Genomic DNA, 17,375 nt, shown 5'->3' with positions numbered 1-17,375 from the left:
CGTGATTTTAGATAACGCTGCACCAAGTGCTTTAACGATTGCCACCCCGATAGAGGGTGATGACATAGTTAATGCCAATGAAGATGGCAGTGTATTGATCGCCGGCTCAGGGGCAGAAGCAGGTGCGACTGTGAATGTAAATGTTGCAGGGGTCAGTCGTACAATAACTGCAGATGGCAGTGGTAATTGGTCTCTTAACGGCAGTGAATTAGACATTAGCGCGTTAAATAACGGTATTTTAACGGTATCTGCAACACAAACGGACAGCGCTGGTAATACTTCACCGGCTGCAACTACTAGTATTACATTAGACAATATAGCGCCTACAGGGCATGCTGCGAGTGTTGTTCAGAGTGTAATAAATGCCAGTAATGAATCTGCAATGAGTGCTTCTTTGTCTGGTTTGGAAGGAGCCGGCACACTTAGTTATCAAGTAAGTGACGGCAGTAATTCAGTCAGTGGTACGGCAACTATCAGCGCAGCAACGCTGCAAATCACAGGTATTAATGTGACCTCATTGGCTGAGGGAACGTTAACCTTCTCAGCAATAGCTACAGACACCGCAGGTAATGCAAGCTCAGCGGTGACTGCAACAGTAACCAAGCAATATAATGTAGCGCCAGTATTAAGTGGAACTCCCAATACAACAACAGCAGAAGATGCAGCTTATAGCTTTATACCGACACTGACCGATAGTGATGAAGGCGATACTCACACCTTTACTATCATTAACAAACCAAGCTGGGCGAGTTTTAATACCAGCACGGGTGAGTTATCGGGCACGCCAGATAACAGTAATGTAGGCAGCTACGCTAATATCACCATTGGTGTGAGTGATGGTACGGCCAGTGCCAGTTTAGCCCCGTTCACGTTAGAAGTGACTAATACAAACGATGCCCCAGTTGGGCAGAACTTTGCCTTTAACCTTGATGAAGGCGCCACGCTCACGGTGGCACTGGCCAATGGTTTACTGAGTAATGCGAGCGATGATGATGTAGGTGATACACTAACAGCGGTCGGGGTGAGCCAACCGCAATTTGGGAGCTTAACGCTTAATAATGACGGTAGCTTTAGTTATCAACATGATGACAGTGAAAACCATAGCGACAGCTTTACCTTCCAAGTACGTGACAGTGATGGGGCACTTTCGGCGGTGCAAACAGTGACACTGACGATAGCCCCCGTGGCGGATGCGCCTGTTGCTGTTAATGACAATGCAACGACGGATGAAGACACCGCCGTTAACTTTAGTTTAGTGGCCAATGACACCGATGCTGAAGGTGATTTAGTGGCCGCCTCAGCGGCGATTGTATCACCTGCAAGCAAAGGCTCGGTGAGTATTACTAATGGCATTGCCACGTACACACCGAACGCCAATGAAACCGGCACCGACACTTTTACCTACACCGTTAAAGATGCGGCGCTGAATACCTCAGCCGCGGCCACAGTGACAGTGACCATTACCCCAGTGAATGATATCCCTGAGGTACAGGCGCTCAATATCAACGTGGATGAAGACACGCCATCAGTGGCAACGGCACTACGCAGTTTAGCGACGGATGTGGAAGACACGACACCCACAGGGGATATCACCATTGTAAGAGGCCCAACGTCAGGGCAAGTGGTATTAGACCAAGCAGCGGGCACCTTTGTGTATACGCCTGATGCGAATGTGACAGGGCAAGACAGTTTTACCTATACGATTACCGATAGCGAGGGGGGGGTATCATTGCCAGGCACTGTTACGGTAAATATCGGGGCTGTGAATGACCGTCCTGTAGTCGTGAATGATGCAGTCACAACCGATGAAGACACCGCAGTGAGCTTGGCTATTTTAGCTAACGATTCAGATGTTGAAGACAGCGGCTTTAATGCGGCGAACGTCAGCTTAGAGAACAAAGGCTCAGGCGCTGGCATGTACGACTTTGCTAATGTGAGTGTGAATCTTGATGGCAGTTTAGCGATAACGCCTCAGCAAGATGTCAACGGTGTGTTTAGCTTTACTTACACACTCACTGATAGTGAAGGGCTCAGCTCAACACCAGCGACAGTAACATTAACCATCAATGCCGTGAATGACGCCCCCGTTGCCATGGATAACACCGCGCAACTACAAGAAGAAGGCTCATTTGAGGTTAACGTACTGGGTAACGACAGCGATGTGGATACCGGCGACAGCTTAGATGTCAGCAGTGTGACGGTTGTCAGTGCACCAAGCAACGGGCAAACTCAAGTAACAGCGACTGGGGCAATTATTTACACCGCCAATGCTGATTACTTCGGCAGCGACAGCTTCACATACACTGTTAAAGACAGTAACGGCGCAACCTCCAACGAGGCGAGCGTAACCATGACTGTGACTCCAGTGAATGATGCACCTCTAGGTCTTCCACAAAGCTTAATACTTGCAGAAGATAATAGTGTCTTGATCACCTTGGCAGGCTCTGATATTGAGAACGATGAGCTAAGTTATCGTATTGATGAAGGTGCATTACATGGCTCGCTCGTGCAGCAAAGTAATGACAGTTGGTTGTATACGCCAAACGCTAATTATAACGGCAGTGATGGCTTTAATTTTGTTGTTAATGATGGTCAATTAGATTCTGCAAGCACAGCTATTTCATTAGTTATTACTGCAGTTAATGATGCCCCAACGGTCAGCGCACAACGTGCCAATGTTGACGAAGATACAGCGGTTGTTATTAACTTACTTGGTAATGATATTGAAGGAGATACTTTAACGTATTTAGTTGTTGAACAGCCAGCTCACGGTACTGCGACTATCTCTGGCGAGCAAGTAACTTATCAAGGTAATGCAAATTACTTTGGCGAAGATCAGTTTACTTACATCGCGAATGATGGATTACTTGATTCAGCACCGAACACAGTGTCAGTAACTATTAATAGTATTAACGATTTGCCGGTGATTAGTGGAATACCAAGCTTAGAGGTTAATGAAAATGACTTGTATAGCTTTGTACCAACAGCAACAGACAACGATGGTGATAGCTTAAGTTTCAGTATTGCAAATAAACCAAGTTGGCTTAATTTTGATACCATTACAGGGGAGCTATCAGGCAGACCAAATAACGCTGATGTAGGAAGTTACGCTGGTATTACGGTGCGTGTATCTGATGGGGTTGCAAGTCAAAGTTTAACCCCATTTACACTGACAGTAGTGAATGTTAACGATGCACCAACAATCAGCGGTTCACCTGCAACATCAATTGCGCAAGATACAGGCTACTCATTTACCCCAATTGTGTCGGATATTGATAATACTAGTCTATCATTCACGATTGCGAACAAGCCGAGTTGGGCAACGTTTGATAACACAAGTGGTACATTAAGTGGTGTACCAACACGAGACGACGTTGGCTTATATAGTAATATTTTGATCACTGTAAGCGATGGGCAGTTAAGCAGTACGCTTAACCCATTCAGCATTGATGTAACGTATGTGAATGCGCCGCCTATTGCTAATGATATGCAGCTTAATATTGAAGAAGATACTGCTATTAGTGTTAGCGCGCTAATTAGTGATAGTGATGAAGATAGTTTAGCTATACAGCTAGTCACTGAGCCACAATTTGGTAGTTTAGCAGTACAAGGCCGAGTATTTAGTTATCAACCTGAGGCGAATTATCATGGCCGTGACAGCTTTAGTTACTCAGTATTCGACGGTAAAGATAACTCGCAAATCGCGACTGTAGCAATAAACGTTTCACCAGTGAATGATGAGCCAGTGGCCTTGGCCGATACATTTAATCTAACGCCTACACAAAGTGGTCAATATACCTTAGATGTTCTTGCTAATGACACCGATGTTGACGGTGATCCGCTCAGTATTATTGGTGCTAAAGCGAGTGTGGGTACAGTCTTAATTGTTGATAATCAATTACTATTTGAGTTGGCTGCAAGCACACAGAGCAGTATTAATATTGAATATATGGTTGCTGATCCGCACAATGCTAGTAGCAGTGCAATTGCTACGCTTAGCTTTAATGAAAATATGGACGGAGCACCAACAATAACTGCACCAGCAGATGTTAGCATAAATGCAACTGGCTTATTTACACGGGTTAAATTGGGTACTGCAACGGCCTTTGATGATCAAGGAAATCCACTAGCGGTTAGCACAGTAGAGCCAAGTATGTTGTTTGCTCCAGGCGCACATCAAGTATATTGGCAAACAACAGATAGCGCTGGCAACATGGCCTTGGCTGAACAGCAAGTACTCGTTCACCCACAAGTATCCCTTGAGCAGGGTATGGAGGTAGCTGAACAACAAAGTTATACCACCTACGTTTACTTAAATGGTGAGGCACCGAGCTATCCAATAACTATACCATATAGTATCTCAGGAACAGCAACTGAGGATGACCATGATTTAACTTCTGGTGAAGTTGTGATAGAGCAAGGTTTGGTTGGCGAAATTAACTTTAACGTGTTTGCTGATAGTGACGTTGAAGCGGATGAGGTTGTGACGATTACGCTAGATGAAAGCCTTAACACAGGCGTAAATGCTTCGAGTATCATAACAATTACTGAGCAAAATATTGCACCAACGTTATCAACGACTATTGAGCAAAATAACCAAACTCGGCCATTTGTATTAGCCAATGACGATTTGGTTACAGTTCGGGCGTTCGCTACAGATAACAATCCAGCGGATACTATCTCAATAAGTTGGCAAGTAGACGATGAACGAATTATCAACCTAGCAGATCACCCTGATACATTCGTGTTTTCAACAGCTGATCTGAAAGAAGGTATTTATGGTATTGCGGTCACTGCTACTGATAATGCGCAACAGAGTTTATCTAGTACAGTAACTCGTTATGTTGAGGTGGTTGCACAATTACCAGAGTTAACAAATACCGATACAGATGAGGATTTACTCCCAGATGATTTAGAAGGTTATCAAGATGGTGACAATGATGGCATCGCCGATTACTTAGACCCGATCAATGTCTGCAATGTCATGCCAGAGCAAGTCACGCAGACAACACAATTTTTAGTCGAGGGTGATATTGGCGGTTGCTTAAGAAAAGCTTATTCAGGCTTAGCGAGTAGTAGTGGTGCGTTACAGTTTATGTCATCAGAATTGCCAGCGGATGAAGGAATGAGCAACATGGGCGGTTATTTGGGCTTTATTGTTACAGATATTGAACCTGTAGGTTCGCGCTATAACATTGTATTACCACAACGCATGCCAATTCCTGCTAACGCTGTTTACCGTAAACTCATGAACAATGAATGGAGAGACTTTGACACGACTGAAGGAGACCAAGTTTATTCTACTCAAGGCGAGCAAGGTTATTGTCCATCGCCATCAAATGAGCTGTGGCAAGAGGGCCTCCAAGAGGGAGACTGGTGTGTGCGACTGCGCATAGCTGATGGTGGTCTCAACGATGCAGATGCGTTAGTAAACGGCCAAATTGTAGATCCAGGCGGTGTTGCTGTTATGAAAACAGGTAATAACAACCCCGTTACTCAGTCTGACCAAGCGATCACCGCGGTAGATAGTACAATAATACTTGATGTACTCAAGAATGACAGTGATGAAGATGCAAACGCATTGACATTAACTGGTGCAAATGTTGATTTTGGCGAAGTCACTATTATTGATAATCAACTGAGTTATAAGCCGTTCACTAACTTTATCGGTACGGCTACTATTAGTTACAGTGTGTCAGATGGACAAGGTGGAACTGCATATGATGTTGCAACAGTTGATATTGTTGTTAATAATGCGCCAACTACAGCAACTGACAGTGCATCGACCAATGATCGCACCCAAATTGTGATTGATGTGCTTAGTAATGATAGCGATGCCGATGGCGATGCACTAACCATAACCAGTGCCATAGCTACTCAAGGGGGGGTAACTATTAATTCTGACAGTACATTGAGTTATCAACCAAAACAGGGATTTGAAGGTGTAGACTTGATTGAATACATCGTAACAGATAGCAAAGGCGCAAGTAGCCAGGGCGAGGTAAAAGTGACTGTAAAAGCTTATACAACCACAGCAGTGAGTAATAGTTCATCAGGAAGCATGGGGGGAATGTTAGTGATAATGCTGGTTGGTGTGGTGCTAATTCGTCGTACAACCAGAGTAACACCTTGGGCTTTACTTGCAACCGTATCTATTGCGAGTCAGCCCGCGGCGGCAGGTACATGGTCACTTGATGGGCAGATTGGTTATGCTGCAGTGACCGGGACTCCATCAGTAATGAGTGAATCGGTTTTCGCGAATACAGCTTATGACGACACAGATGTTAGTTGGTCTATCGCAGGTAATTACACATTGTCCTCTAATTGGCAATTTGGCTTGCGCTATATTAACTTAGGTGAAGGAAATACGACCTTTGCCGGCGATACACTTGATCCAACCAATACTCACCAGCGTTTATCTAACAAGGTGCCAGTTTTGGGCCAAGGGCCTGCACTTCAAACCGCCTATGTTTTTCCTTTATTTGGCCAAGTAAAAAGCAAGCTGTTTATAGGCGCTTTTTACTATCATTATTCAATTGAGAGTCTTAATAATTCGGGGCAAAAAATTGAGTATAATGAGTCAAATACGCGCGCTTATTTTGGTGGGCAATTGGCTTATCCTATATTAAAAAATACAGATGTTTCGCTTAACTTTAGCCATTACACATTAAACGAAAACGATGTTAATGAGTGGGCTTTGGGATTTGAATATCAATTTTAAAATCTTGTTGGCCAGCCTAACAAGCTGGCCGCTAACGTTTAATATTTAAATAACCCTAATTTTTGTACAATGCCTTTTTCAAGATCATTTAGTTGCTTTATCGTCTCGTCAAGGTGTTCGGCTTCTTGTGCTAATGATTTTGCACCGTGGTTAATTTGTTCCATCGTGGTTAAAATTCCTTGTGTGGTCAAGGTTTGTTGTTCCGAGCTTGCGGCAATACGCTCATTCATGAGGTTTATTTCGTCGACTTGTTCTGCAATATTATGAAACACATGTTGGCTTTTTTCATTAGCATTGATCACTTGGCTACTAACGTGTTTGCTTTTTTGTGAGGCGGCTACGCATTCACTGGCGTTTGTTTGCAATGCATCAATAATACTCTCTATTTCAGAGGTTGAATGATAAGTTTTACTCGCCAGTGCACGTACTTCATCAGCAACCACGGCAAAGCCTCTACCTGATTCACCTGCTCTTGCTGCCTCTATAGCGGCGTTAAGGGCAAGTAAATTGGTCTGCTCGGCGATACTTTTTATTACATCGAGTACTTGGCTTATTTCACTGCTGCGACTGTTCAGTTGATCCACCACCCTTGAAGTATGATCAAGTTGGTTTTCAAGTTCATGGATTAAGGTACTGTTATTACTCATACTTAATTGGCCATATTGACACAAGTTTTGCACTTTTGTTGTTTGATCTGCCGTTTGAGTTGCGCCAAATGCAATTTCTTTTGTGGCCTCACTGAGTTGACTCAAGGATGACGTTGCAGCATCTGTCAGTGCATATTCTTGCTCAGCTTCGTATTTAGATCTCACTGTGGCTTCGTTCACAGAGCCTGCGATGATTTCTAATTCAGTGGCCGTTGTACCAAGACTGGCAATAATTTGTTGAACTTCGTTAATAAAGCGATTAAACCCTGCTACTAAATAACCAATTTCATCACTCGATTGATAGTTAATACGTTGAGTTAAATCGCCACCGCCGCGTACCAGCTCATCAACAAGTTGATTCACACCAACAATAGGTTTAATTATGATAAAGCGACACACGTAAATGATTGTTACACCGAGCAGTAAAAACGAAATTGCCAAAGTGATCACCATAGTTTTAACCGCTTTGAATATACCTTGATTGAGTGCATCTTGGCTGTATTTTATATTTATAGTGCCAATAGCTTGATCTGAAACAGACAAGGGTAACTGATGAGCGATTACGTTTTTTCTATTACTTTGTTGGCCTACATTGCCTAAACGTTTATTACGATGATCAACTACTTCTATATGCTGAATATTTTGGTTTTTAGCAAAAGCATTAATGATTTGTGCGATCAGAGGTTTATCGTATGAAAAAACAGGCTCAGCCAAAATGACAGTTAATTGTTGATCCAGTGCTGTGATATTTTCTTGCCACTGCTGCGTTTCACTATTTTTTAATAAGTAATAGTTAACACTAACAACAAAGCCAAATATGATAACGAGACAAATACTTAGTGCGATAGTTATTTTGTATTGTAATGATTTCATTGTGTTGTTGTGCTCTCATTAAGTGGATTGAACCAAAGCTCTGTGCGCGATAGAGGGGTTATTGAACTTAAATTAGGATTACTAAGAGGGATAATAATACGTTGTTTCAAATTTGCTTTTTGCAATACCATTTGTACTTGGCTGTCACTAAAAAACATGCTGTTAAAGCTGCCATCTTTGATCATATCATTCAGCGATTGCGTTAATTTTTGTGCAAGTTGCGTATTTTCTTTGGCAACAAAAAAATACAGCGGTGCGGTGTATTTTAATAGTACATATGGATCTACCGTTAGATTTAGATCTCGGTGATTGACTATTTCATCCCAAGGCTCATTTACACCACGAGGGAAGTAATCGAAACGGCCACCTTCAAGCATAGGGAACAGATTTGGGTACTTTAGTGTGGTGACTACATTCAAGCCGTTTTCTTTTAAAATAGTTGTATCAGGCCATGTTTTACCTTGACCAGCACGAAACTTTTTTAAGTCAGCAATGTTATTGACATGCTTAAACAACTCAGCATTTTGCTGGGTTACGATTGCTAAGCGCATCCCTAACAAACCCCTAAACAGCGGAATGTGTATCGCTTGGTAGTCTTGTTCAAGGGACTGTGATGTCATGCTCCACATTACATCGAGCTGGCCTATCTTTACATCGTTTAAAATGCGCGCATTTGAAATGTCTTTATCACTTTCATATGGATGACTGTAATCTAAGTTGGCATTGTTTAAAGCTGCAATTAGTAGCTTGTGGGGGAGGGATGTGTCCTTTGAGTAACTTTGTAATTTAATAGGCTCGCCATAGCTAAAAAAGCTAATCAAGAACACTAGGGTTAAAGGTAAATAGCGCATAAAAACCGCATTGTTATAATTGTGTTAATTACAAACTACGGTTGTTTTAAAGTCAGCTCAACCTTTTGTTATATGCATACGTATTCACAGTGATTTAGGGACAGGTTAAGATTACTTTGTAAGCATTATTGCAATCTCGGTTTTATAGTCATTTGTGTATAGACTGATGCGGATATTTTCATTTCCTACCGCGTAAAATAGTGTCATACGTGAGTTATCACCGCGGGTTAATTGTGGTTTACCTAGCTCTGAAATATAAAATGCAGCAATATCAGCAACAGATTGCGCAGAATAACCGGTTTGTACAAGCGGGTACTCACCAGTAACTTGTAGCGTAGGCTTAAAGTCATCGGGCAGAGGTACTGCGTCTAAATCAGCTACGCTGTTAAATGCCGTAAGCGCAAATGCGACGAGCACGGTCGTTATTATTTTGTTCACACTCTTTCCTTTAAAATGAATGTTATTAAATTTTATTACGGATTAAATCACGCACTATAAAGCGTGCGGGATGAATAGCTTGGCTAACCCGCTCACTGAACGGGCTTGGCTCGTTATTCAAATTTGCAATTAAATGCTCAGCAGCCAAGGGGGCGCTGCAAAACCCTCGTGCGCCAAACCCTGTTAGTATGTGCAAGCCTTGTTGGGGCTTTTGCAGAGGCAGATACTGGTAGCGTTTACCTAAGCGTAGATTGGCAAATGCACTCACGTAATCTGTTTGCTCTACCCACTCACCGGCCATTGGTAGGTGATCAATAAAGCTACATCTTACAGCCGCTTTAGCAGAATCGATTGCGCCTAAGCTGGTTGCAAAATCACATTGGCCATAAAAATTAAGCAGCTGCTCACGATTAGTGATGTTGTCTTGTTCGGTAACGTCGCGACTTTTTGAATTTTTTTCAAATGTCGCTCCCATGCAATGCTTACCTAAATAGGCAGGGGTAAAATACCCTTTATGGCATAGTACCGTTTTAAGTTTTTTAGATGCCTCACTTGCTGTTACATGGGACACTTGGCCTCGCACTCCTACGATGGGCAGTGCTTTGGTTTGTGTAAAGCGGTCACTGTGCTCACCAGCGCAAATAATAACATCAGTAAATGGGCCGAATTGTTTATGTTCACTTTTGAGTATCCAACCATTGGCTGTTTTTTCAAGTGTATCAATGTCACAGTTAAAGTGACTTTGTATGTCTGACAGCGTACGTGCTTGCTCAAAAAGAGCGTTAACTAGTTGCGGCGGATTAACCCAACCAGCTAAGGGAAAGTACACCCCAGCGTAACCAGACTCAACCCCTGCTATTTCATCTGCCTGCTCTGGAGTAACGCTGTGCATTAACTCATTTGGCCACAGTTGTTTGGTTTCAATATTTTGATGCCGCTCAGCCAGAGGTTGCTTTACGGCGTGTTGTAATACACCACACCATTGATGGTCATAGCTAAAGCCATTATTTGTAAGTTGTTGATACACACGTTTTGCATATAAAAAGCTATGGGCAAAAAATTCGCTGTGGGGTGAGTTTTTTGCCTGAAGATGAGGGTAAACAGCACCTTGCACATTATGAGAGGCGCCCATCGCAAGTTGACTGTCTTGGCAAAATAGCTGGCTATGAATACCGCGTTTGGCCAAGCTATAAAGCACTGCACTGCTGGCAATGCCACCGCCTATCACCGCAACATTGTTTAATTCACTTGCTTGGTTAGCAAAGTAGGGGGGAGCGGAATACGCGGCATTTGCTTGTGTTAACTTGCCCGTTAGCATTTCTCGTTTGCGGCCAAAGCCTTTGGCTTTTTGGATCTCAAAGCCTGCTTCTATTAATCCTCTTCGTACAAAACCTGCTGCAGTGAAGGTGGCTAATGTTGCACTGTTACGAGAGATATCAACCATCAAATTAAATAAACTTTGCTGCCACATTGCTGGGTTTTTACTCGGTGCAAAGCCATCTAAATACCAAGCATCAATCAGCCCTGATTGGTTGTAGGCCATATTATTAATTGACTCTTGTACATCCCCAAAATGTAAGTCGAGCACTACTTGGCCGTTTTCAAACTCAAGTCGATGACAACCGGCTAAATTAATAGGGTAGTGTGCAACGAGTTGCTCACTTAACAGTGCTAATTCAGGCCAGGCCGCTAATGCAATAGCTAAGTCGCTGTGTTTGATAGGGTATTTTTCAAAAGAAATAAAGTGTAAGCGGTTAACGTTTTGTTGCTTTTGAACTTTATTCTCGTCATGCTGCCTATTAGCTAAGTGATTTTTAAATTGCAGCCACGAATTAAGAAAGTTAAGCCCAGTACCAAAGCCAGTTTCTCCAATAACAAAATGTGCTTGGTCATGATTTTGTAATCGTCTGGGAATATCATTTTGTTGATAGAATACGTAATTGGACTCTGCCAGACCGTCGTCGTTAGAGAAATACACATCGTCGAAGTTATCAGCAACGGGAGTGCCTAGGTGATTAAAGTGAATATCAGCGTTTTTGATCATGGCATGCAATTAATTAAAGAGTACTTTTTTTCATTATTTTACGTGTTTTCTTTGAAATAGTCTGGCGTTATTTATAAGCTATACGTTCAGAGTACATGTGTACGCTAGAAAGCTGACCACTTAGTTATAAAATTCAGCGTAAAATAGATCACAATTTAGTATCAAGCTAAGGTAATTACCCATGAGAAGAGCCGTTATTACGGGCATCGGTGTTGTTTCAAGCATCGGCAACAACAAAGAAGAAGTTTTAGAATCGTTAAAAACAGGTAAAAGCGGCATCGCTTTTAACCAGGAATTTGCAGATTATAAGTTACGCAGTAACGTATCTGGTAAAATCGACCTTGACGTAAAAGAGTTTGTTGACCGTAAAGCTATGCGCTTTATGGGCGATGCAGCTGCTTATTCTTACATTTCAATGCAACAAGCGATTGAAGATGCTGGCTTAAATGAAGAGCAAGTTTCAAATGAACGCACAGGACTATTAGTAGGCTCAGGTGGCGGTTCATCAAAATGGCAAGTTGAAGCTGCAGACATTTTACGTGAAAAAGGCGTAAAACGTGTTGGACCTTACATGGTACCACGTACTATGGCGAGCACCACATCAGCGTGTTTGGCGACACCATTTAAAATCAAAGGTGTGAACTATTCAATTAGTTCTGCGTGTGCAACATCAGCGCATTGTATTGGTCATGCTGTTGAGCAAATCCAACTTGGCAAACAAGATGTAATTTTTGCCGGTGGCGGTGAAGAGTTGCACTGGACCCTTGCGATGGAATTTGACGCAATGGGCGCGCTTTCTACAAAATACAACGAAACACCAGAGCAAGCATCACGTACATATGATGCAAACCGCGATGGTTTTGTTATTTCTGGCGGCGGCGGTATCGTTGTTGTTGAAGAACTTGAGCATGCCCTTGCTCGTGGTGCGCACATTTATGCTGAAATTACTGGCTATGGCGCAACATCTGACGGCTACGACATGGTCGCACCATCAGGTGAAGGTGCAGTACGTTGTATGCGCCAAGCGATGCAAGATCTTGATGGTGGCATTGACTACTTAAACACGCATGGCACATCTACGCCTGTAGGTGATGTAAAAGAGCTAGGTGCTATTCAAGAAGTATTTGGTGGTAATTCACCGATGATAAGCGCAACGAAAGCAATGACAGGGCACGCTCTTGGGGCGGCTGGTGTGCATGAAGCTATTTTCTCACTGCTTATGCTTGAGCATGGCTTTGTTGCTCCATCAATTAATATTGATGAATTAGATGAGCAAGCTGCAGGCTTAAACATTGTTACTGAGCGTAAAGATGTAGAGCTTAACACTGTTATGTCTAATAGCTTTGGCTTTGGTGGCACAAATGCCACACTTGTTATGAGCAAATATAAAGGCTAGATAAAAGCTTTAATATATAAAAGCCGAGCAAAAATGCTCGGCTTTTTCGTTTGTGCTAGTAGGGGGTTGTTCGTTACAATACTGCTCCTTTGAGTAAACGAGTCCGTTAATGAAGATACTTGCAGATCAAAATATGCCCTTAGTTGAACAATACTTCGCAGATTTAGGGCGAGTTGAGCGTTTTGATGGTCGTTCATTGCAAAGCGATCAATTAGTGGATGTCGATGTGTTACTTACCCGCTCAGTTACGCAAGTAAACGAGGCGCTTTTAAGCAAAGCAAGTAAGCTTAAATTTGTCGGGACTGCTACCATCGGAGTGGATCATATTGACACTGATTTACTCACCCAACGAGGAGTAGCCTTCACCAGTGCGCCGGGTTGTAATGCCGTTGCGGTTGCAGAGTATGTGATAAGCAGCCTATTTGCGCTAGCACAAGAAAATGCCAGCAGTATTGAAGGCAAAACTATTGGTATTGTGGGAGTTGGCAGTATTGGTAGTTGCCTACGGAAGAAGCTTGCAGCTTTAGATGTAAATATACTTGTTTGCGACCCGCCTAAGCATGAAGCAGGTTTGCTGGCAGAGCACTGCGATCTTGACACACTCCTTGCACAATCTGATATTGTGACTTTTCATGTGCCCTTAGTAAAAACAGGCAAACACAGTACCTTACATTTAATGAACAAAGCACGATTAGCTGCTTTAAAAAGTGGTGTGACTTTGATCAATGCCAGTCGTGGAGATGTTATTGACAACCACGCGTTACTTGAACTAATGCAAGGTGGCGCTGCACTCGATTTAGTGTTAGATGTGTGGGAAAACGAACCCACTATTTTAACCGAGCTACTTGATTACGTGCGCTTTGCCAGTGTTCACATAGCAGGGCACACGTTAGAAGGTAAAGCGCGCGGTACACAAATGTTGTATCAAGCACTGTGTAATATCGAAGGGCTAAAAGCTGATAAGTCTTTGGCTGATTTTTTACCTAAGCCAAGTGTTACAGATGTTTCATTGCAAGACACATTTACTCTTGCTGATCTTGGCCAACTGATACACCTAGTTTATGACGTGCGCCGTGATGATGGTATTTTACGTCGCCATCTAGCATTGCAAGGGTTTGATAGTTTAAGAAAAAACTACCCCATTAGACGAGAATTCAGCACCGTAAATATAACCGGTGCTGGGGACTACGCACCCACACTGCGCGCGCTTGGTTTTAATATTTTAAATAATGGCCACATTGGCGATTGTTAATAGAGGAATAAACATGTCACAAAAATACAATGTTGCTGTACTCGGTGCTACTGGCCTAGTTGGTCGTCAAATCATCGAAACTTTAGAAGATCGTAAGTTTCCTGTTGATCAATTATTTTTATTAGCAAGTAGCCGCAGCGCTGGAGAAGATATTAAGTTTCGTGGCGAAAACATTGAAGTACAAGATGTTGAAGGGTTTGACTTTAGCCAAGCCCACATAGGTTTGTTTTCTGCTGGTGGCAGCGTATCTGAAAAGTATGCACCAATTGCAGCAGATGCAGGTTGTGTTGTTATCGACAACACCTCTCACTTTAGAAATGACTTTGAAGTACCTTTAGTAGTGCCGGAAGTAAATGCAGCAAGTTTAGCTGATTTTAGAAACCGCAATATCATCGCGAATCCTAATTGTTCAACCATTCAAATGATGGTTGCTTTGAAGCCAATTTATGATGCGTATGGTATCGATCGTATCAATGTGTCAACTTATCAAGCTGTATCTGGTGCAGGTAAAGAAGCCGTTGATGAACTCGCTAAACAAACTGCTAACTTAATGAACGCTCGCCCAATGGAGAATGAAATATTCCCTAAGCAAATTGCGTTTAATGTTATTCCACAGATTGATACCTTCGAAGAAAACGGTTACACCCGCGAAGAGATGAAAATGGTAAATGAAACCCATAAGATTTTGGGTGATACCACAGTGGCTGTAAATCCAACGTGTGTAAGAGTGCCAGTATTTTTTGGTCACTCAGAAGCAATTAGTATTGAAACGCGTATGCCTTATGATTTTGAGCATGTTAAGCAATTATTAAATGACGCACCAGGGCTTGAGCTTATTGAAGATGAAGGGGATTATCCAACGGCTGTTTCAGATGCAAGTGGAAACGATACCGTCTATGTCGGGCGCTTGCGCCAAGATATCTCTCACCCACATGGACTTAATATGTGGGTTGTTAGTGACAATACTCGTAAGGGTGCAGCAACTAACAGCGTACAAATTGCTGAAGAGTTGATAGAAAACTACCTTTAACTACACCTTTTTAAGCGGCATATTTGCCGCTTTTTACTTTTAAACTGCCAAATAATTGCCGCAACGTAACTAAAAGCGTATAAACTTAACCATAACAATAACAAATTCTTTCTGCTGATTAAGTTTAAGCGATTATGTTTCAATACTTTGCAATAGATATTACAACCTAACTGGTTTATAGTTTGTAACTGGAATAAAGCTTGCAGGAAATTTTAATTAACTATTAGTTTATGTAATTTAGTTTATGTAAGTTATTTTAATTTATATAAGTTATTTCTGTATGAAATAACCAATGTTTAAGCGCTCATACTCGCTATATAGCAGCGCTGCGTTAACATTTAAACATTAAAGGATCAGCATGCGCGGTTTAGCAACACTTCTTTTATTAGCGTCTGCATTGGTGGTTACACCAGTTTTCGGCCAAGATGGTGCCCAGCTTAAGGGACCAAAAGGGGTTGATTATGGCGTCCAAGGGCGCTCAATCGGGCCAATCAAACCAACCGATACACTTTGGCGTATCGCAGCGAAGGTGCGCCAAGATAACTCTGTTAGCATTTACCAAGTCATGCAAGCCTTGTATGAGAAAAACCCCAATTCATTTTTAGATCAAAACTTAAATCATATGCGTGATGGCGCATACTTAAAAATCCCCACACTTGCTGAAATTCGCAGCGTAAACCCACAGCTTGCTAAACAACGTTCAGAGCAAGATGACGAACTTTGGGAAAAGAAGAAAAATGGCACGCTAACAAAAAGTGAAATTTCAGCCTCACAAAAAAAAGTCACACAGGCTCGTAAAGTTGACGTAGACGAAGCCAAACAAGAACTAAAGCAAGAAATAAACACCATTAAAACAGAGCAAGGTACTCAGCTTGTTGAACTGCAAAACCAATTCAAGTCATCTGTAGAAAATGTTGAAGAAATATTAGTTGAAAATAATAAGCTTAAAGAGCAATTAACTGGAATTTCAAAAGAATTAGAAAATGTTCGCAACCAATTAGGACAAGACAGCGAAATTCAACAGCAATTAAAAGAGCTCATTGCAAAACAAAATGAAATAATCGAGCAGCAAAAAGCAAAAAAGATTGAAGAGGACAGTGAGTTTGACTTTGGCGCACTGTTAAATAATCCAATTGTCCTCATATTGCTTATGACAATTCCAGCTCTGTTAGTTATTTTCGCTGTGGTTATGTTTTTACGTAAGCGTAATAACAAAGAAGAGCCAAGTGACGATGATGATGAATTTTTACCGCAAAGCGCAACTTATCCAGAAGAAGATGACCTTGACTTAGATCCTATCATTCCTGATCCCGTTGATGACGAACTGAGTGACATAGGTGTTCAACTCGATGATGATTTAGAAAGTGACATGTTGCCAGATGATGACGACATTATTTTTGATGATAACATTGACGATACATTTGAAGAGGGCGACAGCCTTCTCGATCAAGATGAGCTTGATGGGCTGCTTGGTGATGACATTGTTTTTGATGATGAAAAATCTGAAGGCCAAGATGATGACCTTGATATTTTCTTGCAGCAAGACTTTGATCAAAATGATGACGATAGTTTAGGGGATGATATTGACCTAGATGCGGATAAAAATGATGGTGATATTTTAAGTGCCAGCGACTTAGACGATTTATTTGCAAATGAAGAAGATGAGTCTGCTCAAACGAGTGAAAAGTCAGTACAAGAAAGCTCTGATGATGAACTAGCCGCGCTCAGCGAAGAGCTTGCAGATGAAGATGGCGACTTTGATATCGACAGTCTTATTGATGAAGCTGCCGAGCCAGATTCAGAGCCAGCACCAGAGCAGCCAGCTGAATTAGTTGAAGAAGACGATGAGTTCGATTTAGATGATATCGACAGCCTTATCGACGAAGCTGCCGAGCCAGAACCAGAGCAGCCAGCTGAGTTAGTTGAAGAAGACGATGAATTTGATTTAGATGATATCGACAGCCTTATTGATGAAGCTGCCGAGCCAGAGCCAGAGCCAGAGCAGCCAGCTGAATTAGTTGAAGAAGACGGTGAATTCGATTTAGATGATATCGACAGCCTTATTGATGAAGCGGCTGAGCCAGCACCAGAGCAGCCAGCTGAATTAGTTGAAGAAGACGATG

Annotated in this window: 9 protein-coding genes; 5 read left to right on the top strand and 4 right to left on the bottom strand. The window is 42.2% G+C overall.

The window, feature by feature from the left end:
* Positions 1-6,721: Ig-like domain-containing protein (locus B5G52_RS20820; protein ID WP_140394360.1), on the top strand; the 6,721-nt coding region annotated here is incomplete at its 5' end.
* Positions 6,722-6,759: 38 nt separating this feature from the next.
* Here the strand turns inward: B5G52_RS20820 and B5G52_RS20815 are convergent.
* The 4 genes from B5G52_RS20815 to mnmC form a co-directional block, all read right to left on the bottom strand.
* Complete coding sequence (locus B5G52_RS20815; protein ID WP_087534543.1) at positions 6,760-8,241, bottom strand: methyl-accepting chemotaxis protein; 1,482 nt, start codon at positions 8,239-8,241, stop codon at positions 6,760-6,762.
* Positions 8,238-9,092 (bottom strand): transporter substrate-binding domain-containing protein, encoded by an 855-nt coding sequence (locus tag B5G52_RS20810; protein WP_087534542.1) that lies wholly within the window; start codon positions 9,090-9,092, stop codon positions 8,238-8,240. Before B5G52_RS20810 ends, B5G52_RS20815 begins: the two co-directional genes overlap by 4 nt.
* Positions 9,093-9,203: 111 nt before the next feature.
* Positions 9,204-9,530, bottom strand: a complete 327-nt coding sequence (locus B5G52_RS20805; protein WP_087534541.1) for a hypothetical protein — start codon at positions 9,528-9,530, stop codon at positions 9,204-9,206.
* A gap of 25 nt (positions 9,531-9,555) precedes the next feature.
* Positions 9,556-11,574 (bottom strand): bifunctional tRNA (5-methylaminomethyl-2-thiouridine)(34)-methyltransferase MnmD/FAD-dependent 5-carboxymethylaminomethyl-2-thiouridine(34) oxidoreductase MnmC, encoded by a 2,019-nt coding sequence (gene mnmC, locus B5G52_RS20800; RefSeq protein WP_087534540.1) that lies wholly within the window; start codon positions 11,572-11,574, stop codon positions 9,556-9,558.
* A gap of 181 nt (positions 11,575-11,755) precedes the next feature.
* Between mnmC and fabB the strand changes: the two genes are divergently transcribed.
* The 4 genes from fabB to B5G52_RS20780 all read left to right on the top strand — a co-directional run.
* Complete coding sequence (fabB, locus tag B5G52_RS20795; RefSeq protein WP_087534539.1) at positions 11,756-12,970, top strand: beta-ketoacyl-ACP synthase I; 1,215 nt, start codon at positions 11,756-11,758, stop codon at positions 12,968-12,970.
* A gap of 109 nt (positions 12,971-13,079) precedes the next feature.
* Entirely contained in the window at positions 13,080-14,222 is a 1,143-nt protein-coding gene (locus B5G52_RS20790; protein WP_087534538.1) for a 4-phosphoerythronate dehydrogenase, read from the top strand.
* Positions 14,223-14,235: 13 nt separating this feature from the next.
* Complete coding sequence (locus B5G52_RS20785) at positions 14,236-15,252, top strand: aspartate-semialdehyde dehydrogenase (protein WP_087534537.1); 1,017 nt, start codon at positions 14,236-14,238, stop codon at positions 15,250-15,252.
* Positions 15,253-15,610: 358 nt separating this feature from the next.
* Positions 15,611-17,375: FimV/HubP family polar landmark protein (locus B5G52_RS20780; protein WP_303394030.1), on the top strand; the 1,765-nt coding region annotated here is incomplete at its 3' end.

Origin of the sequence: Pseudoalteromonas sp. A601, assembly GCF_002165575.1 — a bacterium.
GTDB lineage: Bacteria > Pseudomonadota > Gammaproteobacteria > Enterobacterales > Alteromonadaceae > Pseudoalteromonas.
Note: the sequence above shows the minus strand (reverse complement) of the source record. Positions and strands in the feature narration are given on the sequence as shown.